Origin of the sequence: Actinoplanes sp. CA-030573 (assembly GCF_050951115.1) — a bacterium.
Lineage (GTDB): Bacteria > Actinomycetota > Actinomycetes > Mycobacteriales > Micromonosporaceae > Actinoplanes.
Genome location: NZ_CP192038.1, coordinates 7,574,839 through 7,596,755, shown reverse-complemented (window position 1 = coordinate 7,596,755; position 21,917 = coordinate 7,574,839). Strand labels below are relative to the sequence as shown.

Annotated in this window: 24 protein-coding genes; 16 read left to right on the top strand and 8 right to left on the bottom strand. The window is 71.4% G+C overall.

Features of this window, described 5'->3' with window-relative positions; genetic code table 11:
- Positions 1 to 48: 48 nt before the first annotated feature.
- A complete protein-coding gene (locus tag ACQP2F_RS34935) occupies positions 49 to 1,431 on the bottom strand; it encodes a HAMP domain-containing sensor histidine kinase (protein ID WP_433307716.1) in 1,383 nt (460 codons plus the stop codon).
- Between the two features lie 17 nt (positions 1,432 to 1,448).
- A complete protein-coding gene (locus ACQP2F_RS34930) occupies positions 1,449 to 2,138 on the bottom strand; it encodes a response regulator transcription factor (protein WP_433295116.1) in 690 nt (229 codons plus the stop codon).
- A gap of 96 nt (positions 2,139 to 2,234) precedes the next feature.
- Between ACQP2F_RS34930 and ACQP2F_RS34925 the strand changes: the two genes are divergently transcribed.
- Both ACQP2F_RS34925 and ACQP2F_RS34920 read left to right on the top strand, forming a co-directional pair.
- Complete coding sequence (locus tag ACQP2F_RS34925) at positions 2,235 to 3,122, top strand: ADP-ribosylglycohydrolase family protein (RefSeq protein ID WP_433295114.1); 888 nt, start codon at positions 2,235 to 2,237, stop codon at positions 3,120 to 3,122.
- Between the two features lie 66 nt (positions 3,123 to 3,188).
- Positions 3,189 to 3,674 carry an HIT family protein gene (locus ACQP2F_RS34920; RefSeq protein ID WP_433307715.1) on the top strand — a complete coding sequence of 162 codons (486 nt, stop codon included), beginning with the start codon at positions 3,189 to 3,191 and terminating at the stop codon, positions 3,672 to 3,674.
- Here ACQP2F_RS34920 and ACQP2F_RS34915 read toward each other — a convergent pair.
- Positions 3,634 to 4,206, bottom strand: a complete 573-nt coding sequence (locus tag ACQP2F_RS34915) for a TetR/AcrR family transcriptional regulator (protein ID WP_433295112.1) — start codon at positions 4,204 to 4,206, stop codon at positions 3,634 to 3,636. The two genes, ACQP2F_RS34920 and ACQP2F_RS34915, sit on opposite strands and share 41 nt — an antisense overlap.
- Before the next feature lie 53 nt (positions 4,207 to 4,259).
- On the opposite strand from ACQP2F_RS34915, the gene ACQP2F_RS34910 reads away from it, so the two are divergent.
- Positions 4,260 to 5,429: an FAD-dependent monooxygenase gene (locus ACQP2F_RS34910; protein WP_433295110.1), complete on the top strand. Its 1,170-nt coding sequence runs from the start codon at positions 4,260 to 4,262 to the stop codon at positions 5,427 to 5,429.
- Between the two features lie 3 nt (positions 5,430 to 5,432).
- Here ACQP2F_RS34910 and ACQP2F_RS34905 read toward each other — a convergent pair whose 3' ends face one another.
- Complete coding sequence (locus ACQP2F_RS34905; protein WP_433295108.1) at positions 5,433 to 7,592, bottom strand: elongation factor G-like protein EF-G2; 2,160 nt, start codon at positions 7,590 to 7,592, stop codon at positions 5,433 to 5,435.
- Between the two features lie 172 nt (positions 7,593 to 7,764).
- Between ACQP2F_RS34905 and pgsA the strand changes: the two genes are divergently transcribed.
- The 4 genes from pgsA to ACQP2F_RS34885 are packed head-to-tail and all read left to right on the top strand — an operon-like array spanning position 7,765 to position 11,032.
- Complete coding sequence (pgsA, locus tag ACQP2F_RS34900; RefSeq protein ID WP_433295106.1) at positions 7,765 to 8,445, top strand: phosphatidylinositol phosphate synthase; 681 nt, start codon at positions 7,765 to 7,767, stop codon at positions 8,443 to 8,445.
- On the top strand, positions 8,442 to 9,308 hold the full coding sequence (locus ACQP2F_RS34895; protein WP_433295104.1) for a phosphatidylinositol mannoside acyltransferase: 867 nt from the start codon (positions 8,442 to 8,444) through the stop codon (positions 9,306 to 9,308). Before pgsA ends, ACQP2F_RS34895 begins: the two co-directional genes overlap by 4 nt.
- Before the next feature lie 10 nt (positions 9,309 to 9,318).
- Positions 9,319 to 10,467: a glycosyltransferase family 4 protein gene (locus tag ACQP2F_RS34890; protein WP_433295102.1), complete on the top strand. Its 1,149-nt coding sequence runs from the start codon at positions 9,319 to 9,321 to the stop codon at positions 10,465 to 10,467.
- A 25-nt stretch (positions 10,468 to 10,492) separates the two neighbouring features.
- Positions 10,493 to 11,032 (top strand): hypothetical protein, encoded by a 540-nt coding sequence (locus ACQP2F_RS34885; protein ID WP_433295100.1) that lies wholly within the window; start codon positions 10,493 to 10,495, stop codon positions 11,030 to 11,032.
- A gap of 26 nt (positions 11,033 to 11,058) precedes the next feature.
- Here the strand turns inward: ACQP2F_RS34885 and pdxS are convergent, their stop codons facing one another.
- On the bottom strand, positions 11,059 to 11,955 hold the full coding sequence (gene pdxS, locus ACQP2F_RS34880) for a pyridoxal 5'-phosphate synthase lyase subunit PdxS (protein WP_433295098.1): 897 nt from the start codon (positions 11,953 to 11,955) through the stop codon (positions 11,059 to 11,061).
- Between the two features lie 204 nt (positions 11,956 to 12,159).
- Here pdxS and fliQ point away from each other — a divergent pair, with 204 nt between their 5' ends.
- Positions 12,160 to 12,432, top strand: coding sequence for a flagellar biosynthesis protein FliQ (gene fliQ / locus ACQP2F_RS34875; protein ID WP_433295096.1), 273 nt, complete (start codon positions 12,160 to 12,162; stop codon positions 12,430 to 12,432).
- A 1,087-nt stretch (positions 12,433 to 13,519) separates the two neighbouring features.
- Here the strand turns inward: fliQ and ACQP2F_RS34870 are convergent.
- Positions 13,520 to 13,951, bottom strand: coding sequence for a VOC family protein (locus tag ACQP2F_RS34870; protein WP_433295094.1), 432 nt, complete (start codon positions 13,949 to 13,951; stop codon positions 13,520 to 13,522).
- Positions 13,948 to 14,367: a helix-turn-helix domain-containing protein gene (locus tag ACQP2F_RS34865; RefSeq protein WP_433295092.1), complete on the bottom strand. Its 420-nt coding sequence runs from the start codon at positions 14,365 to 14,367 to the stop codon at positions 13,948 to 13,950. Before ACQP2F_RS34865 ends, ACQP2F_RS34870 begins: the two co-directional genes overlap by 4 nt.
- 23 nt (positions 14,368 to 14,390) lie before the next feature.
- Here ACQP2F_RS34865 and pdxT point away from each other — a divergent pair, with 23 nt between their 5' ends.
- The 3 genes from pdxT to ACQP2F_RS34850 all read left to right on the top strand — a co-directional run bounded on the left by pdxT (position 14,391) and on the right by ACQP2F_RS34850 (position 16,464).
- Positions 14,391 to 14,987, top strand: coding sequence for a pyridoxal 5'-phosphate synthase glutaminase subunit PdxT (gene pdxT, locus ACQP2F_RS34860; RefSeq protein WP_433295090.1), 597 nt, complete (start codon positions 14,391 to 14,393; stop codon positions 14,985 to 14,987).
- Between the two features lie 17 nt (positions 14,988 to 15,004).
- Complete coding sequence (locus ACQP2F_RS34855) at positions 15,005 to 15,757, top strand: YebC/PmpR family DNA-binding transcriptional regulator (protein ID WP_433295088.1); 753 nt, start codon at positions 15,005 to 15,007, stop codon at positions 15,755 to 15,757.
- Positions 15,758 to 15,915: 158 nt separating this feature from the next.
- A complete protein-coding gene (locus ACQP2F_RS34850) occupies positions 15,916 to 16,464 on the top strand; it encodes a Uma2 family endonuclease (RefSeq protein WP_433295086.1) in 549 nt (182 codons plus the stop codon).
- 39 nt (positions 16,465 to 16,503) lie between these two features.
- Here ACQP2F_RS34850 and ACQP2F_RS34845 read toward each other — a convergent pair whose 3' ends face one another.
- Positions 16,504 to 17,019: a hypothetical protein gene (locus ACQP2F_RS34845; protein WP_433295084.1), complete on the bottom strand. Its 516-nt coding sequence runs from the start codon at positions 17,017 to 17,019 to the stop codon at positions 16,504 to 16,506.
- Positions 17,020 to 17,139: 120 nt separating this feature from the next.
- Between ACQP2F_RS34845 and ruvC the strand changes: the two genes are divergently transcribed.
- The 5 genes from ruvC to secD all read left to right on the top strand — a co-directional run bounded on the left by ruvC (position 17,140) and on the right by secD (position 21,916).
- Entirely contained in the window at positions 17,140 to 17,718 is a 579-nt protein-coding gene (ruvC, locus tag ACQP2F_RS34840) for a crossover junction endodeoxyribonuclease RuvC (protein WP_433307713.1), read from the top strand.
- Positions 17,715 to 18,317: a Holliday junction branch migration protein RuvA gene (gene ruvA, locus ACQP2F_RS34835; protein ID WP_433295082.1), complete on the top strand. Its 603-nt coding sequence runs from the start codon at positions 17,715 to 17,717 to the stop codon at positions 18,315 to 18,317. The genes ruvC and ruvA overlap by 4 nt, the downstream gene beginning before the upstream one ends.
- The gene (gene ruvB / locus ACQP2F_RS34830; RefSeq protein ID WP_433295080.1) at positions 18,314 to 19,348 is read left to right on the top strand and encodes a Holliday junction branch migration DNA helicase RuvB; all 1,035 of its coding nucleotides are present in this window, start codon (positions 18,314 to 18,316) and stop codon (positions 19,346 to 19,348) included. Before ruvA ends, ruvB begins: the two co-directional genes overlap by 4 nt.
- A 112-nt stretch (positions 19,349 to 19,460) precedes the next feature.
- Entirely contained in the window at positions 19,461 to 19,895 is a 435-nt protein-coding gene (gene yajC / locus ACQP2F_RS34825; RefSeq protein WP_433295078.1) for a preprotein translocase subunit YajC, read from the top strand.
- A 155-nt stretch (positions 19,896 to 20,050) separates the two neighbouring features.
- Complete coding sequence (secD, locus tag ACQP2F_RS34820; protein ID WP_433307711.1) at positions 20,051 to 21,916, top strand: protein translocase subunit SecD; 1,866 nt, start codon at positions 20,051 to 20,053, stop codon at positions 21,914 to 21,916.
- Position 21,917: the final 1 nt, after the last annotated feature.

The window sequence follows — 21,917 nt, the reverse complement described above, 5'->3', positions numbered from 1 at the left end:
CCTCTTTAATGCAGATCTAAGCAACTGCTGCACCGCCCGGCGTCCCGCTCACTCGGGCCGCCCCGGGCGGCTCGTGCGCTCCCGCGCGAGGCGGCCGACCAGCCCGAACCGGCTGGCCTGCTTGGGCGCGGCCTCGGCGTCGGCGAGCAGCATGACGACGCTGGCGCCGCCCATCGCGGCCCGGTCGAGGCTCACCGAGCCGCCCGCCGCCCGCGCCGCGCGACGGGCGATGTCGAGACCCAGGCCGGTCGAGCCCTGGTTGCTCTGGCCACGCTGCATCGCCTTCTCCGGATCGGGGATCCCGGGACCCGCGTCGTCGACACGGACGGCCACCCAGCCGTCACGCCGGGAGAGGCCGACCTCGAAGGCGGTGCCCTGGGGTGTGTAGCGGAAGACATTACCCAAAACGGCGTCGAGCGCGGCAGCCAGCTCGGCGCGGGCCACCGGAACGGGGATGCGGAGATGGGCGCCGATCACCCGGTACTGCCGGTTCTGGTCGCCGGCCAGCGCCGACCAGAACATCATCCGTTCGCGTACGACCTCGCTGGCGTCGCACAACCCGTCCTCCGGCGCCTCCGCGACCTGTGCCGCGACGGCCTGGCGAGTGGTGTTGATCAGCTGGTTGACCTCGCCCTCCAGCGTCACGATCGCCTGCCGGATGCGCCGGATGCCGCGCCGCCGGTCCAGCTCGGCCTGGTCGAACATGCCGACCTGGGTGTCGTCCGGATCGAGGGCCTCGGCGTCCAGCCGCAGCGCGGTCAGCGGGGTGCGCAGCCGGTGCGACAGGTCGGCGACCAGCTCGCGCTCGTCGGTGCGGGAGCTGACCAGGCGGTCGGCCATCCGGTTGAACGCGTAGCCGGCCTCGGCCAGCTCGCGCGGCCCGGACGGCTCGATGCGCACGTCGAGGTCGCCGCCGCCGACGGCCATCGCCGCGTCGACCAGGTTGCGGGCCGAGCTGACCGCGCCGCGGGCGAGCCGGTCGACCACGAAGACCGAGCCGCCGACCAGGCCGAGCGCGATGCCGAGCAGCAGCAGCCAGTCGCGGGTGGTGTCGCCGCCGAGATCGGCGGCCGGCACGAACACCTCGACCACCGATGTCTTGCCGCCGACGGTGACCGGCTCCAGGCGTACGAGACCGTCGGGAACCGAGACCTCGCGGATCTCGCCGCTCGACGCCGTTCTGCGCACCTCGGCCGCGTCCACATGCCCGGGCACCGTGCCGCCCGCCGGATGCACCACCGTCCGGCCGCCCGCCGCCGAGACCGCCGCGGCCAGGCCCTTCTTGTCGGCGCCGGCCGCGATCGCGCCCGCGATGGTGGCACTGCGCCGCTCGGCCACCGCGATGACCTGCTCCCGGTGGTCGGAGCGCAGCTTCCAGCCGAGCGGGACGAGGAACGCGAGGGCGGCGATGGCGGTCGTGGCGGCGGTGATGACGGCCAGCCGGGACCTCAGTCCGGCGCCACCAACCGGAATCCGACCCCCCGCACGGTGCGCAGGTAGCGAGGCTTCGCCGCGGACTCGCCCAGTTTCCGGCGGAGCCAGTACAGATGGACGTCGATCGTCTGGTCCTCGCCGACCGATGGCTGTCGCCATACCTCCTCCAACAGCTCACGACGGGAGACCACCCGGCCCGGGCGGGCGGCCAGGTACGCCAGCAGATCGAACTCTTTACGGGTGAGGGCCAGCGACTGGTCGCCCAGGCTGGCGCTGCGCTCGCCGACGTCGACCCGCAGCTCGCCGACCTCGTGCACGGCGGGCTGGGCGGTGCGGCTGGCGCGGCCCACCCGGCGCAGCACGGTGGCGATGCGCGCGTCGAGATGGGCGCCGGTGAACGGCTTGACCATGTAGTCGTCGGCGCCGGCCCGCAGCAGCCGGACGACCGTCTGCTCGTCGTCGCGCGCGGTGGCGATGATGATCGGGACGTCGGTGATGCCACGCAGCATGCGCAACGCGTCCGAACCGTCCAGATCGGGCAGTCCCAGGTCGAGAACCACGAGGTCGGGGGTCTCGGCCGCGACCCGGCGCAACGCGTCCAGGGCGGTGCCGACCGCGTGCACGGCGTGCCCCCGGTCGGTCAGCGATCGGAGCATGGCGCCACGCACGACGTGATCGTCCTCGACGAGCAACACCGTGGCCATGCAGAGACCGTACAGCCGTGGGCAAGCGGCGCCTAACCCGTGATTGAGGGACACTCTTCGATCACGCGCAGTGATGGAATACCATCCGATGTGCCGATGTCATTCACGCTTTTCCCCGGTACGCGACTGGCCCTGGCCCTGGAGAGCCTGGCCGGTCTGAGCGTCGGTGACGCCCTGGGCGCCCAGGGTCTCGCCGGCCCGGTCGAGTTCCATGAGCTGCCGCCCGGCCCCTGGGAGTGGACCGACGACACCGAGGAGGCGTGCTGTCTGGTCGCCGTCCTGGCCGAGGGCGACCTGGACCGGGACGCGTTCGCCGAGCTGCTCGGCCGGCATCACGATCCGTATCGGGGGTACGGCCCCGGCGCGGTCACCATGCTGCGGGCGATCCGCGAGGGCCTGCCGTGGCCGATCGCGGCGGCGTCGGCCTTCGACGGGCAGGGCTCGGCCGGCAACGGCGCGGCCATGCGGGCGGCCCCGCTCGGCGCCTGGCACGCCGACTCGCTCGCGCACGCGGCGATCCAGGGCGCCCGGGCGGCCGAGGTGACGCACGCGCACGCCGACGGCATCGCGGGCGGGGTCGCGGTCGCGGTGGCGGCGGCGCTGGCGGCGGCCGGCCGGCTCGACGGGCACCGGCCCGGCCTGCTGCGGGCGGTGGCCGCGCACACGCCGGACGGGGCCGTCCGCGACGGGTTGCTGTCGGCGGTGCGCCTCCGGCGGCCGGACGAGGCGGCGTACGCGCTGGGCCGGGGCGAGCGGGCGCTGGCGCGCGACACGGTGCCGTTCGCGGTCTGGGTCGCCGACCACTTCCTCGACGACTATCCGGCGGCGATCCAGGCGTGCGTGGCGGCCGGCGGCGACGTGGACACCACCTGCGCGATCGCGGGCGGCATCGTGGCCGCGCACACCGGGCTCGACGGCATCCCGCCCGCCTGGCTGTCGGCCCGCGAGGCGCTACCTCCCTGGCTCGCCGCCGCGTTGGCATAGGCTCGGGGCGTGGGTTTCGAGACGGGGGAGCCGGACGGGCTGGAGCGCATCTGGACGCCGTACCGGATGGCCTACATCTCCGGCGAGGACGCGCCGCCGGAGGGCTACGCCGAGCCGTCGGGCTGCCCGTTCTGCCGGCAGCCGGCCGCACCCGACGAAGAAAGCCTGGTCGTGGCGCGGGGCGAGCTGGTCTACGCGGTGCTCAACCTCTACCCGTACAACCCGGGTCATCTCTTGATCTGCCCTTATCGGCACGTCGCCGACTACACCGACCTGACCGCCGACGAGACGGTCGAGCTGGGCGAGCTCACCCGGCAGGCGATGCGCGTGGTGCGGTCGGTCTCCCGCCCGCACGGCTTCAACCTGGGCATGAACCAGGGCGCCATCGCCGGCGCCGGCATCGCCGCCCACCTGCATCAGCACGTGGTGCCGCGGTGGGGCGGCGACGCGAACTTCATCTCGGTGATCGGCCGCACCAAGGTGCTGCCGCAGGTGCTCACCGACACCCGGGTCATGCTGGCGAAGGCGTGGCCAGCGCCCGGATCCCGGTGACGATCTCCTCCGGGGTGGGCGCGGTGGCCGGGTCGGTCAGCCACTGGGTCAGCACCCCGGAGAGCAGCGCCATCTGCATCGAGCCGACGGTGCGGACCGTGCGCTCGTCGAGCTGACCCTCCGGCCGGCCGGTGACCAGGGCGGCCATGCCGCGGCGGCCCTGCTCGACGCCCCCCGCGAGCTGCTCGCGCAGCTGGGCGTTGTGCTCGGCCTGGATCAGCACCTCGACGCTGGCGAGCCAGAGCGGCCGGTGCTCGGTGATCGAGCCGATCACCCGCCGCCAGAAGCCGACCATCGGGTCCTCACCGTCGGCCGGCTCGCCCGTCAGGGCGGCGCCGACCGCGTCGCCCCACTCCTGGATGGCGCTGAGCATGGCCGCGGTCATCAGCGCCTCGGTCGAGCCGTAGTGGTAGCCGATCGAGCCGAGGTTGGTCCCGGAGAGGAACACGATGTCTCGTGCCGTGGTGCGCGCGTAGCCCTTGTCGAGAAGCGCCTTCTTGGCCCCGACCAGCAGATCTTCCTTGTGGCCCACAGACGCGATCCTAACCTCTATACAAACGTATAATACGTTTGTATAGTAGCCCCATGAGCTCCTCACGAGTACTGATCTCGGGCGCCGGCGTCGCCGGCCCCGCCCTGGCGCTGGGCCTGCGCCGCCGCGGCTTCGACGTCACCGTCGTGGAGAAGGCGCCGGCCCCGCGCGCCGGTGGCTACAAGGTCGATGTGCGCGGCGCCGGCACCGAGGCACTCAAGCGTCTCGGCGTCTACGACCGAGCCGCCGCGCTCGACGTCGGGATGAAGCGGATCACCTACGTGCGGCGCGACGGCCGGCCGCTGGCCCAGCTCCCGGCCGACCTGCTGATGGGCCGGCGGGGCGACGACATCGAGGTCATGCGGGGGGATCTCGGCGTCCTGCTCCACTCCGAGAGTGCGGCCGGCGTGGGGTACGTGTTCGGCGACTCGATCACCGGCCTGGCCTCCGACGACGACGGCGTCGACGTCACCTTCGAGCGCGGCGCACCCCGCCGGTTCGACTACGTGGTCGGCGCCGACGGCCTGCACTCGGTGACCCGGAAGCTGATCTTCGGCGACGTGGCCCCGCACCATCTGGGCGCCTACATCTCGATCTTCTCGGCGCCCAACCACCTGGGCATCGACCACGAGGAGCTGATGTACTTCCGTCCCGGCCGGCTGGTCTTCGCCTACGCGATGGGCCCGGGCGAGCCGGCCAAGGTCGGGCTCACCTTCGCCTCGCCGCCGGTCGGCTACGACCGCCGCGACCCGGCCGCGCAGAAGGCGCTGGTGAAGGAGGCGTTCGCGGGCCTGGGCTGGGAGACCGACCGGTTCCTGGCCGCGCTCGACGGCGCCGGCGACTTCTACTTCGACTCGCTGAGCCAGATCGAGCTGCCGCGCTGGTCGTCGGGCCGGGTGGTGCTGCTCGGCGACGCCGCCCACTGCCCGGCGCCGTCCTCGGGTCAGGGCACCAGCCTGGCGCTGGTGGGTGCGCACGTGCTGGCCGAGCAGCTGGGCCGGCCCGGTGGCCTCGAGGAGTACGAGCGGGTGCTCCGGCCGTACGTCGCGAAGAACATGGCCTTCGGCCGCAAGATGGCCAAGGACATGGTGCCGGGCGGCCGCCTCGCGATCGCCTTCCGCAGCTACGGCATGCGGACCCTCAAATACCACCCGCGCAAGGAGCAGGTGATCGAGAAGGTCCTCGCGCCGATGCACGAGGCGGCCAACGCCATCACTCTCTGAGCGCTACTTGGCGGCGTGCTCCTTGCGGACGGCCTCGGCGAGGTGCGCCGGCATCGGCTCGTGACGGATGTAGGTGCGGGTGAAGGTGCCCGCGCCGGAGGACAACGCGCGCAGTTCCACCGCGTACCGGATGAGCTCGGTCGCGGGCACCTCGGCCCGCACGACGCTGTGCACGCCGTCCGCCTCGGACTCGGACCCGAGCGGGCGGCCGCGGCGGCCGGAGAGATCGCTCATCACGGCGCCGACATACATCTCCGGCACCCGTACGGCGATCTCGTCGATCGGCTCGAGCAGGGTGAGCTGGCCGGCGGCCGCCGCCTCGCGCAGGGCCAGCGAGCCGGCGGTCTGGAAGGCGGCGTCGGAGGAGTCGACGCTGTGCGCCTTGCCGTCGTAGAGCGTCACCCGCAGGTCGACCACCGGGTAGCCGGCGACCAGGCCGCGCTCGAGCTGGGCGCGGACGCCCTTCTCGACCGAGGGGATGTAGTTGTGCGGGACCGCGCCGCCCACGACCTTGTCGACGAACTCGAAGCCGGAGCCGCGGGGGAGGGGCTCGACGGTGATGTCGCAGACCGCGTACTGCCCGTGACCGCCGGACTGCTTGACGTGCCGCCCGTGCCCCTTGGCCGCACACCCGAAGGTCTCCCGCAGCGGCACCTTGACCGGCTCGGTGTCGAGCTCGACCCCGCCCGAGCGGAGCCGGTCGAGCACCACGTCGGCGTGCGACTCGCCCATGGTCCAGAGCACCAGCTGGTGGGTCTCGACGTTGCGCTCCAGGCGCAGGGTCGGGTCGCCGGCGACCAGCCGGGCCAGGTTCTTGGCCAGCGCGTCCTCGTCCGAGCGGGTCTTGGCGACCACCGCGATCGGCAGCAGCGGCTCCGGCATGCTCCACGGCGTCATCAGCATCGGGTCGTCCTTGGCCGACAGCGTGTCGCCGGTCTCGGCGCTGCCCGACTTGGTGATCGCGCAGATGTCGCCGGCCACGCAGTAGGGCACCTCGCGCAGCTGGGCGCCGAGCGGGGAGTAGATGTGCGCGACCCGCTCGTCGGCGTCGTGGTCGGGGTGGCCCCGCTCGGCCAGGCCGTGGCCGGAGACGTGCAGCGTCTGCTCGGGGCGCAGGGTGCCGGAGAAGACCCGGACCAGCGAGACCCGGCCGACGTGCCGGTCGATCGTGGTCTTGACCACCTCGGCCACCAGCGGGCCGGCCGGGTCGCAGGTCAGCGGGGCCCGCGGCGAGCCGTCCACCCCGGTGACCACCGGCAGGTCGTGCTCGAGCGGCGACGGCGCGCCGCTGACCAGGCCGTCGAGCAGGGCGTCGAGCCCGACCCCGGTGGCCGAGCAGACCGGGATGACCGGGTAGAAGTTGCCCTTGGCGACCGCCTTCTCGAGGTCGGCCACGAGCGTGTCGCTGGTGACCTCCTCGCCGCCCAGGTAGCGGTCCATCAGGGTCTCGTCCTCGCTCTCCGCGATGATCCCCTCGATGAGCGTGTTGCGGTCGTCGGCGATCGGGTTGAGGTGCTCGGGCTCGGCCGCGCCCTCCTTGGGCGGGTAGCCCTCGGAGTAGTCGAGCACGCGCAGGGTGACCAGGCCGATCAGGCCGGCCACGGACTGGCCGTCGTCACCCAGCATCGGCTGGTAGATCGGCATGACGTTCTCGCCGAACGCCTCCTGGCAGGCCTCGAGGGTGCCGTCGTAGTCCGCGCGCGGGTGGTCGAGCCGGGTGATCACCACCGCCCGGGGCATGCCGACGGCGGCGCACTCCTCCCACAGGGCGGTGGTCGCGTCGTCCACGCCGTCGACCGCCGACACCACGAAGACGGCCGCGTCCGCGGCCCGCAGGCCGGCGCGGAGCTCGCCCACGAAGTCGGCGTAGCCGGGGGTGTCGAGCAAGTTGATCTTCACGTCCTGGTGGATGACCGGGGCGCAGGCCAGCGACACCGAACGCTGCTGGCGCACGGCCGCCGGATCGTGGTCGGAGACCGTGGTGCCGTCGGTCACCGTGCCCGCCCGCGGGATCGTGCCGGTCGCGGCGAGCAGGGCCTCGACCAGAGTGGTCTTGCCCGAACCGGAGTGGCCCACCAGCACCACGTTGCGTACTCTGCCGGGCTCGGTCACCACCGGCGCCGCCGCGCCGTTGAGCCCCTTCTCCGAGGTCTTCTGCGCCATGGCGGCCGCTCCTGTCTTTCGAGACTGTTACGACGCTGTTTATGAATCCCACACCCGCTGCTGTGGCGCTCGCAACCCTTGGTAGTCGGCAAACGTCGCAGAGATGACGATACGGCCACTGCGGGGCGGCCATGTGCTCAGTCTCGTGCCGCGCCGATAAGGTGAGACGGCCATGGCAAAGATCGTCCAAGTTTCCGCCCGTGCCGTCGTGTCGCACGGCGTCAACCCGACCGCGCGTTTCCTGCTGCGGCTCGGGGTCTCACCCAACGCCGTGACCATCGCCGGCACCGTCGGCGTGCTCGGCGGCGCCTACCTCGGCGCGATCGGCGAGCTCTTCTGGGGCACGTTGGTGGTCACCGCCTGCGCGCTCACCGACGTGCTCGACGGCACGATGGCCCGGATGCGCGGCGGGTCCGGCAAGTTCGGCGCGCTGCTGGACTCGTCGATGGACCGCATCGCCGACGGCGCGGTCTTCGGCGCGGTCGTCTACTACATGGCGACCGAGGGCAATCCGTACGGCGGGACGGTCGCCGCGCTGATCAGCCTGACCGCCGGGCAGGTCGTCTCGTACGTCAAGGCGCGCGCCCAGAGCCTCGGCCTGGACGCCGACGTCGGCATCGCCGAGCGCCTCGAGCGCCTGCTGATCCTCGGTGTGGGCGGCCTGCTGGGCGCGGCCGGCCTCGACTGGGGCCTGCCGGCGGCGCTGTGGGTGCTGGCCCTGCTCTCCATCGTCACGGTCTTCCAGCGCCTGATCCACGCGGGCCGCACCGAGCCGAAGCCCACCACCGAGCCGAAGCCCACCACCGAGTTGAAGCCCAGCACGGAGCCGGCCGCCCCGTCGGAGACTCCGTGAAGGACCGGCTGACCGAGATCGGGTTCGCCGCCGGGTGGCGGCTCGTCCGCACGTTGCCACTGCCCGCCGCGAGGGCGTTGTTCAACGCGGCGGCTGATCGCGCGTACCGGAAGAACGGTCCGGGAACCCAGCGCCTGCGGCGGAATCTCACCCAGGTCCTGGGCCGCGAGGCCCCCGATCAGCTCGTCCGCGACGGGCTGCGCTCCTATGCGCGCTACTGGCTCGAGGCGTTCCGGCTGCCCTCGGGGACGCGGCAGCAGTTTCTCGACGGCTTCGGGATCTCGCCCGAGCACTACGACTACCTGAAGACGGCCATGTCCGAGGGGACCGGCGTGGTGCTGGCGCTGCCGCACCTGGCCAACTGGGACGCGGCGGCGGCCTGGGTCGCCTCCAACGACTGGCCCATGGTCACGGTGGCCGAGCGGCTCAAGCCCGAGGGCGTCTACCGGCAGTTCCTGGCGTATCGCGAGAAGCTCGGCATGCAGGTCATCCCGCTGACCGGCGGCGAGCGTCCCCCGCTGGACCTGCTGGCCGAGCGGCTCCAGCAGGGGTGGATGGTGTGCCTGCTGGGCGACCGCGACCTCTCCCGCGGCGGCGTCGAGGTCGAGTTCTTCGGCGGCCGCACGCGGATGCCGGCCGGCCCGGCGATCCTGGCCATCCGCACCGGCGCGCCGCTCTACGCCGCGGACCTTTCGTTCACCCCGACGCAGACGTACGCGGTGCTGCGCCCGATCACGCCACCGGTGGACGGCCCGCTCGACGTACGGGTGAAGGCCACCACGCAGATGCTGGCCGACGCCTTTGCGGCCGGCATCGCCGAGCACCCCCAGGACTGGCACATGCTCCAGAAACTGTGGCTCTGAGGGGAGCATCGTGCGCATCGGGATCGTCTCGCCCTACTCGTTCGACGTGCCCGGTGGCGTGCAGAACCACATCATGGATCTCTCCGAGGCCCTGATCGGGCTCGGGCACGAGGTCAGCGTGCTGGCACCGGCCGACGAGGACGCGGATCTGCCGCCGTACGTGGTGCCGGCCGGCCGGGCGCTGCCGCTGCCCTACAACGGGTCGGTGGCGCGGATCGCGTTCGGGCCGGTGTCGACGGCGCGGGTGCGGCGCTGGCTGCATCGCGGGAACTTCGACGTGCTGCACGTCCACGAGCCGATGACGCTCTCGCTCTCGATGCTGGCCGTGCTGTCGGCGCGGGGCCCGGTGGTGGCGACCTTCCACACGGCCATGACCCGGTCGCGGGCGCTGGCGGCGGCGCAGGGCCTGCTCCAGCTCGTCTACGAGAAGATCACCGCGCGGATCGCGGTCAGCGAGCTGGCCCGGAAGGTGCAGGTCGAGCACCTGGGCGGCGGTGCGGTCGAGATCCCCAACGGGGTGGCGGTGGCCAAGTTCGCCTCCGCGTCGCCGTTGCCGGGGTGGCCGGGTTCCGGCGGGGCGCTGGGATTTCTCGGGCGGTTCACCGAGCCGCGGAAGGGCTTCGACATCCTCCGGACCGCTTTCGTGGCCCTCGCCCGGTCGCGGCCGGGGTTGCGGCTGCTGGTCGCCGGGCCCGGCTCGCCGGGCGATCTCGACATTCCGGATTTTCTGGCCGAGAGGGTGATTTTTCTCGGTTTGGTGTCCGAAGCGGACAAGGCTCGCATGCTGCGCAGCGTCGACATATATGTCGCGCCGAACACCGGCGGGGAGAGCTTCGGCATGATCCTCACCGAGGCGATGGCGGCCGGTACGGCGATCGCGGCCAGTGATCTGGACGCGTTCCGGCGGGTGCTCGACGGCGGCAAGGCCGGGGCGCTGTTCCCGACCGGGTCGGCCGCCGAGCTCGCGGTGCTGCTCGGGGCGCTGCTCGACGACCCGGCCCGGCGTGCGGCGCTGTCCGCGGCGGCCCGCAGCGCGGTCGCGGCCTTCGACTGGCCGAGCGTCGCGCAGCGTGTGCTCGAGGTCTACGCGGCGGCGATCGAGGCGACCGACGGCCGGGTCATCGACGAAGAGTGGTCAGAGCCACGGCCGGGGGCGTGACTCCGGAGCGCCGGAGGGCACTACGATGCCCGGCATGTGGTGGGTGCTGGGGGTGGTGGCGCTTGTCGCGTTGCTCTCCGCCTACCTCGGCTGGACGGCGCATCGCGTCGAGCGGGTGCACGTGCGCGCCCAGTCGGCCGAGCGAGCCCTCGACGCGCATCTGCTGCGCCGGGCCGCGGCCGCCGCGGTCGTGGCCGAGCAGCAGGAGAACACGGAGCTCTACGCGGCGGCGCGGCTCGCGCTGGACGCCGATCCCGACGAGCGCGAGTCGGCCGAGAACGACCTGACCCGGCAGCTGCGGGCCGCCCCGTTGCGCGGCGCCGACCCCGACGCGCGGCAGCTCATCGCCACGTCGCGGCGGGTGGTGCTGGCCCGGCAGGTGCACACCGACCAGGTGCGCGACGCCTTGATCGCACGGCACCGGCTCGTCGTACGGGCGCTGGGAATGGCTCGCCGTTATCCCCAGCCGCAGTATTTCGACATCGAGGACCCCGGTCTTCCCGATCCTTCGATCGGGGTGCCGCAGCCGGCATCGCCGCCCACGGCACCGCTCGAAGCCGTCTGACCCGTTCGGCCTTCCGCCCGTCCGCCCTACCAGCCGCGCTCGGCCAGGCGGTGCGGGACCGGGACGTCGTCGACGTTGATGCCGACCATCGCCTCGCCCAGGCCCCGGGAGACCTTCGCGATGACGTCCGGGTCGTCGTGGAAGGTGGTCGCCTTCACGATCGCGGCCGCGCGCTGGGCCGGGTTGCCGGACTTGAAGATGCCGGAGCCGACGAACACGCCCTCGGCGCCGAGCTGCATCATCATGGCGGCGTCGGCCGGGGTCGCGATGCCGCCCGCGGTGAACAGCACCACGGGGAGCTTGCCGGCCTCGGCGACCTCCTTGACCAGGTCGTACGGCGCCTGCAGCTCCTTGGCCGCGACGAACAGCTCGTCCTCGGGCAGGGTCTGGAGGCGGCGGATCTCCTGGCGGATCTTGCGCATGTGGGTCGTCGCGTTCGAGACGTCGCCGGTGCCGGCCTCGCCCTTCGACCGGATCATCGCGGCGCCCTCGGTGATGCGGCGCAGCGCCTCGCCCAGGTTGGTCGCGCCGCACACGAACGGCACGGTGAACTGCCACTTGTCGATGTGGTTGGCGTAGTCGGCCGGGGTCAGCACCTCGGACTCGTCGACGTAGTCGACGCCGAGCGACTGCAGCACCTGGGCCTCGACGAAGTGCCCGATGCGGGCCTTGGCCATCACCGGGATCGAGACCGCGTTGATGATGCCGTCGATCATGTCAGGGTCGGACATGCGCGAGACGCCACCCTGGGCGCGGATGTCGGCGGGCACCCGCTCCAGCGCCATCACGGCCACGGCGCCGGCGTCCTCGGCGATCTTCGCCTGCTCCGGCGTGACCACATCCATGATCACGCCGCCCTTGAGCATCTCCGCCATACCGCGCTTGACTCGCGCGGTCCCGACGGCGGGCTGGTTCTCAGACATGGTGAATCGGCTCCTCAAGCAGGGTTTTCGGTACGTGAATCGTACGCACGGAGACCCCCTCGGCCGATGGCCAATCGACCCCCCGGTGGCCTTCTCGCCGGTCTTTCTCTCGCACTTGAGGCTTTTCCGGTGGCGAACCGAATGGCAACCGGCCTGTACCCGATTCGCACTCTTGGGCGCGCGGGCCGGGCCGAACGGAGAGGCATGACCGACACGATGATTGTTGAGCTGGGCCTGCAGGCGATGACCATCGCCGCCAAGATGTCCGCCCCGGTGCTGCTCACCGCCCTGGTGGTGGGCTTCGCGATCTCCCTGTTCCAGTCGGTCACCCAGATCCAGGAGGCGACGCTGGCGTTCGTCCCGAAGGCAGCCGCCTGCGGCGCGGCGCTGCTCTTCTCGGGGAACTGGATGCTGCACGAGATGGTCACGTATACGACGCAGCTGTTCGAGCGGATTCCGCAGCTGATCGGCAGCTGAAGGGGAGTTGTCGCTCGACGAGGCCGGCCCGGGTTGGGCCGGCCTTTCGTGTTTGTGGCCGGTTGTCGCCTGTTATCGGGCAGTTGGCGCCTGTAGTCGCGGTTGTCGCCCGTTATCGCGCCTGTACCGGCTGTCCGCCTGTTACCGTCCCCACCCCTGTAGTGGGTGGGGCGAGATTACGGGCCGGGTGTGACATTTTTGCCCGCGCCGTCCACAGCGCCGTAGGTGCGCTGTCTGCTGCCTGCCCCGCGACTGGGGCCTCGACGGTGTCGGCGCGTGTCGTGAGTCGCTCCGTTGGTCCGGCCGCCGTCGGCCCGCGTCCGTCCCGCGGTCGGCCCGCGTCCGTCCCGCGGTCGGCCCGCGTCCGTCCCGCCGTCGGCCGGCGTTCCGCCCGCTGGCCGCTGCTGTTCGGCTCGCCGGCCGTTGCCGTTCGGGCCGACTGCTGTCGCTTCCTGCAGGCGCTGCGGCTTGTTGCGTCCTCTTCCCGATCTTGATGACTTCCGGCGCTGGGTGCGGCAACTGATCAGGCTCGCGCGGGCGCTAACTCACCAGGCTGGCGCGGGCCCTGTCTGACCGGAAGGGAGCGGCGCTGGATGGGCGAAATCCGGGCAGGCTGATGAGTTGCTGCCCAACGGGCGTTGGAAGTCATCAAGATCGCGTATCGAGCTGTGGGGTGATGGGCGGTGGCCGCTAGGCGCCGGCAGCTCACATGAGCCGGTGGGCGGCGGGCGGTGGCCGCCGGGCGGTGAGCGGTGGGCGGTGGGCGTGGCCAGTGCGCGGTGAGCCGATGGGCGTGGCCGCTGGGCGGTGGGCGGTGGCGTGGCCGGTGAGCGGTGAGCCGGTGGGCGGTGGGCGTGGCCGCTGGGCGGTGAGCCGGTGGCCGGTGGGTGGTGAGCCGGTGGGCGGTGAGCCGGTGGGTGGTGGCGTGGCCGGTGGGCGGTGAGCCGGTGGCCGGTGGGCGCTGGGTGGTGGGCGGTGAGCCGGCGCGTGATGGGAGCCGAGCGGGTCCGCCCAGAACCGGCCGAGCCGTCGGTGAGCTCGGCGGGATAGCCGGGCGCCGGCGGCGGGAGATGGCCGGCGCGGCAGGTCAGAAGGCTGCCAGATCCTGCTGCGTGAACGGCTTCGGCTCGACCAGGGTGAGCCAATTGCCGGTGTTGTCGCGGATCACCGCCTCGGTGCCGTACGGGCGGTCGGCCGGCTCCTGGATGACGGTGATGCCGGCGGCGGCCAAGGTGGCGGACGTCTTGCGGCAGTCGTCGACGCGCAGGCCCAGGCCGCCCATCTGGCCGGCCTCCAGCTGGCCGCGCACGAACGCGGCCGCCTCGGGGGCGAGCGGCGGCCCCGGGACCATCAGCGTCACCTCGAGTTCGGGCTGGTTCGGGTGGGCGATCGTCACCCAGCGGAACTCGCCCATGGTGGCGTCGACCCGGGGCTCGAAGCCGAGGTGGCGCACGTAGAAGTCGCGGGTGGCGGTCTGGTCCAGGCAGTAGACGGTGACCAGGGAGATGTTCTGAATCATGCCTCGACGCTAGGCCCGGCGGCGGGGCCCGCGCTTCTCCCGGATTGCCGGATCACCCCGTACATGAAGAGATGGCACCCGGGGATGTGCGGGGTGTCGTGGGCGTAACGGCGTTGATAGTCGCTCGGGGAGACGCCGACCAGGGCGCGGAACCGGGACGAGAACGACCCCAGGGACGAGAAGCCGACCAGGACGCAGACCTCGGTGACGGTCAGGTTCGCGTACCGGAGAAGGTCTTGTGCCTTGGCGATCCGCCGGTGGGAGAGGTAGTGGATCGGGGTCACGCCGTAGGCCGCGCGGAACTGGCGGATCAGGTGGAAGCGCGACATTCCGCTCAGCGTCGCCAGCGTCTGGAGGGTGAGCGGCTCGCCGTAACGAAGGTCGAGGTGGTCCCGCACCCGGCGGATCGCGAACACCCGGCCAGCCTAAGCTGGGAAACGTGAACATCGGAGTGCTGGCCCTGCAGGGTGACGTCCGGGAACATCTCGCCGCGCTGGCCGAGAGCGACGTGCTGGCGCGGCCGGTCCGGCGGCCCGAGGAGCTCGCCGAGGTCGAGGCGCTGGTGATCCCGGGCGGCGAGTCGACGGCGATCAGTAACCTGGCGGTGAGCTTCGGGCTGCTCGACCCGATCCGGAAGCGGATCGCGGACGGCATGCCGGTCTACGGGTCCTGCGCCGGCATGATCATGCTGGCCACCACCGTGCTCGACGGGCGGCCGGACCAGGAGTCGTTCCACGGCATCGAGATGACCGTGCGGCGCAACGCGTTCGGGCGGCAGGTCGACTCGTTCGAGGGCGACGTGGCGATCGAGGACATCGCGGGCGGGGATTTTCACGCCGTCTTCATCCGGGCGCCATGGGTGGAAGAGGTCGGCGACGACGTACGGGTGTTGGGCCGCGTCACCGACGGTCCGGCCGCCGGTAGGATTGTCGCCGTTCGGCAGGGGAACCTGCTCGCCACGGCTTTCCACCCGGAGCTGACCGGCGACCTTCGCGTCCACCGGTACTTCGTCGAGATGGTCCGCCAGGCCGCCTGAGACACGGAGGTTTTTGCATGTCCGGCCACTCCAAGTGGGCGACGACCAAGCACAAGAAGGCCGTCATCGACGCCAAGCGCGGCAAGATGTTCGCCAAGCTCATCAAGAACATCGAGGTCGCGGCCCGTACGGGCGGCGGGGATCCGGCCGGTAACCCGACGCTCTACGACGCCATTCAGAAGGCGAAGAAGAGCTCGGTCCCCAACGACAACATCGATCGCGCGGTCAAGCGCGGCTCCGGTCTCGAGGCCGGCGGCGCCGACTGGCAGACGATCATGTATGAGGGGTACGGCCCGAACGGTGTGGCGATCCTGATCGAGTGCCTCACCGACAACCGCAACCGGGCCGCCACCGAGGTCCGCACGGCGCTGACCCGCAACGGCGGCACGTTCGCCGACGCCGGCAGCGTCTCCTACCTGTTCAACCGCAAGGGCGTGGTCATCGTCCCGAAGGGCGGCCTCAGCGAGGACGACCTGATGCTGGCGGTGCTCGACGCCGGGGCCGAGGAGATCAACGACCTCGGCGACTCGTTCGAGGTGGTCTCGGAGCCGACCGATCTGATTCCGGTACGGACGGCGCTCGTCGACGCCGGGATCGAGTACGACTCGGCCGAGTCCTCGCTGGTCCCCACGATGACCGTGCCGGTCGACGAGGACGCGGCCCGCAAGGTGTTCAAGCTGATCGACGCGCTCGAGGACTGCGACGACGTGCAGAACATCTTCGCGAACTTCGACGTGAGCGACGAGGTCATGGCGGCCATCGACGCCTGATCGTGAGCCGGAGGGCGGGGCTGGTGCGGTTGTGCACCAGCCCCGTTCGCGTGTCTGGGGGCGATACTTGCCTCGGCGCCGCCAAGAAGATGTCAGCATGAGACCAGTTGACCAGTGACACCTGGTCTTACGACCAGTAGGGTGAGGGGGTGTTGATGATGTCAGGCTTCAATCTGCCGCCGGTCGGAGAGCTCGATGTGGAAGACCTGCTCGCCCTGCCCAAGGGTTACCGCTACGAACTGCACGAGGGAAACCTCGTCGTCATGACGCCGGCGACCTTCTGGCACCGAGAGATCGCGCGCCGGATCCACTACATGCTGCGCGCGGCGGGGCACAACGTCTTCCAGGACCCCGGAGTGCTGGGTGATCGGCCACGTGACTGCCGCCTGCCCGACGTGGGCGTCATGGCCGTGGAACTGCCGCCGCATAAGTGGTCGTATTCGAACCTGCCCGGATCGGCATACTCGCTCGTCGTCGAGGTGGTGTCGGAGAACTCGCTGAACGGCGAATACAACGACAAGATGGAGTGGTACGCCCGGCAGGGCATCCCGGAGTACTGGATCGCCGACCAGACGCCCGACCGCTCCGACGACGACGCGCTCGTGATCATCCACCGGCTGGAGTCGCTCGGCGACAAACCCGTCTACGGTTGCGAGCGCAGCCTGCTCCTGTCCGAGCTCGAGGCGGAGTACAAAGCGAAGAGCTGATTAACGCAATGGCGGCGATCGATCGGCTGGGGAACGCCGCTACTGGCTGCCGACCGAGAGCCAGGACATGTATTGGATCATTCCGCCGACCACGAGAATGCTGGTGGCCACCCAGCGGCCCAGGCGGTGCCACTCCTGTTTGCGGTAGGCCTGCACCCACGCGATGCCGGCGTCGGCCAGGGCGACGACCCCCGAGCGTACGGTGCCGGGAAGGACGTCGGCCTTGCGCAACGCCAGCGTCGGAGCCGGACCACGCAGCGGCACGTACGGGCTGGTCCGCATCACCCTGATGTCGACCTCGTAGATCTGGTCCTCGCGCCAGTCCTTGGTGCGGCTGGCCAGGCGGCGCTTCATGTACTCGGTGGCCGCGTCCTTGTGCGCGAGCCGGCCCCACCAGCGCAGGCGGCGCCAATGGCCGGCGACGTCGGCCAGCACGTCCATGTAGATGTGCCCGGCCTCGCGGTCGCCGCCCACCAGACGGTCCGTCTCGCGACGCAGGGCCGTCAGGTGGCCGGCGACGAAGGCGAGGAACTCCGGTGGCGGTTCGTCACTCATCGGCGGTACGAGGTACATAGCGCCCTCCCGCACCCATCGTCGAGGCGTGTCGGTGCCGGGCGCAAGACCGCCGCGTATTAGGGTGTCGAACACACGTACGTGAGGCAGGGGAGGTCCATGGTGCGCGTGCTGGGCGTCGACCCCGGGCTCACCCGGTGCGGTGTCGGCGTCGTGGAGGGCGTGCCGGGCCGGCCGTGCAAGCTGATCGGCTACTACGTGGTCTATACCGATCCCGACGACGACATCGCGCTGCGCCTGCTCCGGCTCGACACCGAGCTGGCCGGCCTGGTCGCCGAGCACAAGCCGCAGAGCGTGGCGGTCGAGCGGGTGTTCTCCCAGCACAACGTGCGTACGGTGATGGGCACCGCGCAGGCCAGCGGGGTCGCCGTGCTGGCCGGCGCGCGGGCCGGGCTGCCGGTGCAGACGTACACGCCGAGCGAGGTCAAGGCGGCCGTGACCGGCTCCGGCACCGCGGGCAAGACCCAGGTGACGAGCATGGTCACCCGGCTGCTCGGGCTGGACGCGCCGCCCCGGCCGGCCGACGCCGCCGACGCGCTCGCCCTCGCCATCTGCCACATCTGGCGCGGGGGCACGCGCGCCCGCATGGAGGCCGCCGCGCTGGCCGCGAAGAGACGCGGGAGCGGGCGCGCTCGCATGGAAGCTGCCGCGCAGGCGGCGAGGAGAGGAGCCGGCCGATGATCGCCAGCGTGCGGGGCGTGGTCGCCGCCGTCCACCCGGACAGCGCCGTCATCGAGGTCGGCGGCGTCGGCCTGCAGGTGCAGTGCGCGCCGGGCACGCTGGCCGGCCTCAAGGCCGGCGTCGAGGCGCGGCTGGCGACCAGCATGGTGGTCCGGGAGGACTCGCTGACCCTGTACGGCTTCGCGGACGACGACGAGAAGCAGCTGTTCGAGCTGCTGCAGACCGCCAGCGGGGTCGGCCCCCGGCTCGCGCAGGCGGTCCTCGCGGTGCACACGCCCGACACCGTGCGCCGGGCGATCGCCGGCGCCGATCTGGCGACGCTGACCCGGGTACCGGGCATCGGCAAGAAGGGCGCCGAGAAGATGGTCGTGGAGCTGCGCGACCGGATCGGCCCGATGCCGCTGAGCGACGGCGCGCCGGCCGGCATGCTGCGCGGCGACTGGCAGGAGCAGGTGCGACAGGGCGTGCTCGCGCTCGGCTGGACGGTCGCCCAGGCCGACCAGGCGGTGGCCGCCCTGGCCGAGTCGATCGACGGCGAGACGCCGCCCGTCCCGGTGCTGCTGCGGCAGGCGATCCGGCTGCTGGGCAAGACCCGATGACGGAGGAATTGGTGTCCGCCGAGGCGGGCGACGACGACCTCGACGCCGAGGCCAGCGTCCGTCCCCGCCGGCTGGCCGACTTCATCGCTCAGCACCGGGTGCGCGACCAGCTCGAGCTGCTGCTCAAGGGCGCGATGGGCCGGGGCACGCCGCCCGACCACATCCTGCTCTCCGGCCCGCCCGGCCTCGGCAAGACGACGCTGGCCAACATCGTGGCGGCCGAGCTCGGCACCGGCATCCGCACCACCAGCGGCCCGGTGATCGAGCGCTCCGGCGACCTGGCCGCGATCCTGACCAGCCTCGGGCCCGGCGACGTGCTGTTCATCGACGAGATCCACCGCATCGCGAAGCCGGCCGAGGAGCTGCTCTACAGCGCGATGGAGGACTTCCGGGTCGACGTGGTGGTGGGCAAGGGCCCGGGCGCGACCGCGATCCCGCTCGACGTCGAGCCGTTCACGCTGGTCGGCGCCACCACCCGGGCCGGGCTGCTCTCCGGCCCGATGCGTGACCGGTTCGGGTTCGTGGCGCACCTCGACTTCTACTCACCGGCCGATCTGGACGCGCTGCTGCACCGGTCGGCGCGCATCCTGGGGGTGCCGATCACCGACGAGGGCGCGGCCGAGATCGCCGGTCGCTCGCGCGGCACGCCACGCATCGCCAACCGCCTGCTGCGCCGGGTGCGCGACTATGCCGAGGTGCGGGCGGACGGTGTGGTCACCGAGGAGACCGCGCGCGAGGCCCTCAAGGTGTACGACGTGGACGCGCTCGGCCTCGACCGGCTGGACCGGGCGGTGCTGCGGGCGCTCATCGACTCCTTCCGCGGTGGCCCGGTCGGCCTCTCGACGCTGGCCGTCGCCGTGGGCGAGCAGTCCGACACGGTCGAGGAGGTCTGCGAGCCTTTTCTGGTACGCGCGGGGCTGCTCGCCCGCACACCGAGGGGCCGGGTGGCGACCGAGGCCGGATGGTTGCACCTGGGCAAGACACCGCCCTCGGGGGTGGTTCAGGGTGATCTGTTCGCCCGAGACGCGTGAAATCCGCTCGTAATGTGAACGTGATGTGTGCCGCATTCGGACTTCCCAGGTTGACCGATTAGACTCGCGCGCGGTTCAACCTGGATGTGTTTATCGCTCCGCCGCCCCGCGCATGCTCGCGGTGCCGGGGCCTACGGAAGGCTTTCTCGTGTATCTGTCAGCGGCCGCCTCGGGAGCAGGAAACAGCTTCACCACCATCCTGTTCTTGCTCCTGCTCTTCGGCGTCGTCTATTTCCTGATGATCCGGCCGCAGCAGAAGCGGCGCCGCGAGGCGCAGGAGTTGCAGAACCAGCTGGGCCCCGGCGACGAGATCGTCACGATCGGCGGCCTGCACGGCGTGATCGTCTCGATCGACGCCGACGTGGTTACCCTGGAAATCGCGCCGGGCGTCGTGGTGACGTTCGCGCGGCAGGCCATCGCGCGGGTCGCGCAGCGGGCGGAGTCCGAGCCGGTCGAGGAGCCGGTCGCGGAGACCGTCATCGAGGAGCCGGTCGCGGAGACCACCGTCGACGACCCCACGGTCGCCGACACCAAGAAGAAGGACTGACCTCATTCTTTCCGGACCGGCCCGCGGCGCAGTGTGCCGTCGGGCCGGTTCGTCCGGCCGGACTCCGGCCATCGACATCCGTACGGGTGCCGCCAGGGGGGCGGCCGTAGCAAACAGGGAGACCGAACGCCGTGGCACGACCACCACAGGGACAGATGCATCCCGGACGCCAACTCGGCGTGCTCGGCCTGGTCTTCGTCGTCCTGTATCTGCTGGTCTTCTTCGCCGGTGGGGCGAAGGGCAGCTTCACCGACCGTCTGCACCCCAAGCTGGGCCTCGACCTGGTCGGTGGCACGCAGGCCACCTACATCGCCTCGGTGCAGGGCGGCCAGGTGCCGACCAAGGAGAGCATGGAGCAGGCGCGGAGCATCATCGAGAACCGCGTCAACGCCCTCGGCGTCTCCGAGGCCGAGGTGGTCATCCAGGGCGACCGCAACATCGTGGTGTCGCTCGCCGGTAAGGCCGATGACCAGCTGAAGGACCTGTCCGAGGCGGCGCAGATGCGCTTCCGGCTGGTGATCGGCGCGACCGGCGACGTGGCCTCGACGGCCCTGAACCCGCCGACCGCCAAGCCGTCGGCGAGCGCCTCCGGGTCGGCCAAGCCCTCGGCCGCCGCCTCCGCCACGACCGGCGCGAGCGCGCCCGCCGCCAACCCGAGCGCCGCCACCGGTGGCCAGGGCGGCGGCGAGGTCATGAAGGCGCCGAGCCCGAGCGCCACCCCGACGCCGACCCCGACCACGACCGCCGCCGCGCCCGCACCGGGCCAGCAGCAGCAGGTCACGGTGGCCGAGGTGGAGAAGAAGATCGGCCCGGCCGCCTGGGCCGCGGCCCAGAAGCTGACCGCGCCGGTCGACCTGAGCTCCGACCCGAAGGCCGGCCTCGCGTACGCGACCTTCAGCAAGCTCACCCCGGCCGAGGTCAACGTGCTGACCCCGCAGATGCAGTTCAACGTGCCGACGATCAGCTGCGACCAGCTGAACGCCCGGCCGGCCGGCGCGATCGACGACGTGAACAAGCAGGCCACCGTCTGCTACCAGGGCGGCAAGATCCTGATGGACAAGGCCCCCGTCGTCGGTGACGACATCTCCAAGGCGAGCCCGCAGCTCGACCAGCAGAACGGCCAGTGGGTCGTCTCGCTGGACTTCAAGAGCGAGGGCTCGACGAAGTGGGCGAACCTGACCCGCCAGGCGTTCAACGCGACCTCGAGCGACCCCTGCTACACCGCGGCCACCGCGATGTACGGCAGCATCGAGCACTGTGCCGTCGCCGTGGTCCTCGACAAGAAGGTGATCTCGGCGCCGCAGATCCAGGGCGTGCTCACCGGCACCTCGCAGATCACCGGCCAGTTCACCGCGGTCACCGCCAAGGAGCTCGCCGATCAGCTGAACTTCGGCGCGCTGCCGGTGACCTTCGAGGCGGGGCCGGCCCAGACCGTCTCGGCGACGCTCGGCGTCCAGCAGCTGCGCGCCGGTCTGCTCGCGGCCGCGATCGGCATGTTCCTGGTGGCGGTGTACGCGTTCTTCTACTACCGGCTGCTCGGCTCGGTCATCTTCCTGAGCCTCATCCTCTCGGGTCTGCTCACCTTCGGCGCGCTGGTCTTCCTCGGCCGTACGGTCGGATTCACCCTGACCCTGGCCGGTATAGCCGGTTTCATCGTTTCTCTCGGTGTGGCCGCGGACTCGTTCGTCATCTACTTCGAACGTCTGAAGGACGAGATCCACGAGGGCCGGAGTCCACGAAGCGCGGTGCCACGCGCCTGGGCCCGGGCCCGCCGCACGATCATCTCGGCGAACACGATCACGATCATGGCCGCCGTGGTGCTCTACATCGTCTCGGTCGGCGCGGTTCAGGGCTTCGCGTTCGCGCTGGGTCTGTCCACCGTGCTCGACCTGGTCGTGGTGTTCCTCTTCCGGCATCCGATCATGACGATGTTCGCGAACACCAAGGCGTTCCTGTCGCCGCGGGTGAGTGGCCTCGGCCGCGTCCTGCGTCGCGCCCCGACCGACGTCAAGGAGGCCTGAG